At 66.0% G+C, this 854-nt stretch carries 1 pseudogene; it reads right to left on the bottom strand.

Annotated features, from left to right (window positions below):
• Positions 1 to 125 precede the first annotated feature (125 nt).
• A pseudogene (locus QSK52_RS39090) lies at positions 126 to 598 on the bottom strand (IS5 family transposase); the annotation flags it as partial.
• Positions 599 to 854 lie beyond the last annotated feature (256 nt).

Consider the following 854-nt stretch of genomic DNA (forward strand, 5'->3'; position numbering starts at 1 on the left):
ACGGCTGCACGGCCAACGCAGCAATCGTCGAGAGGTACTCCTCGGTGGTCATGGGCGCAGGCTATGAGACCGCGCAGACAACCTCCGCCGACTGCCCACACCAATGATCGCCCGGACAGCTCCTAGCTGTCGTGCAGGTTGGCTCCGGAGGCGGCGAGCGAGATCGGTAAGCCGTTGCGGTCGCAGATCAGGTGGATCTTTGACCCGTTCTTGCCGCGGTCGGTCGGATTCGGTCCTGTCAGCGGCCCCCTTTTAGGGCGCGGATGCTCACCGAGTCGATGGCGCACCGCGACCAGTCCAGCGTTCCCTGGGCGCCGAGCTCGTCCAGGACGACCCGGTACAGCCGTGCCCACACCCGGTCGCGGCTCCACCGCGCGAAGCGCCGGTACACGGTCTGCCAGCAGGCCCCGAAGACCGGAGGGAGCTGGCGCCAGGTGCAGCCCGAGGTCGCCACGAACACGATCGCCGCCAGTACCTCCCGGTCCCCGGCACGCCGCCGACCCCCGCCCTGCGGACGCTGGACGACGGTCGGCGGCACCACCCGCCGAAACAACTCCCACAGCTCATCAGGCACCAGACGCTCAACCAGGTTCTCCATGACCAGCCAACCGCTCTCGGGCACCAAAAGAAACGGCATCTAACTGGGCGTTTCACCCATGAAAACGCTGGTTGATGCGGATTCTCGAGCTGTCCAGTCGGGTTCCAAGGGATGGCTTCTGAGGTGGGCGTGACCGGTGTGACGCATGCGCGCGAAAGCCCGCCGGAGATGCGCACTCCGTCCTGTCTCATTCCAAGAAGCCGGTCTCGATGGCATCTGTCCCCGGCAGTACGAGGTCCATGGCCAAGACGGTGAT

The sequence above is a fragment of the Kitasatospora phosalacinea genome, from assembly GCF_030268885.1.
Lineage (GTDB): Bacteria > Actinomycetota > Actinomycetes > Streptomycetales > Streptomycetaceae > Kitasatospora > Kitasatospora phosalacinea_C.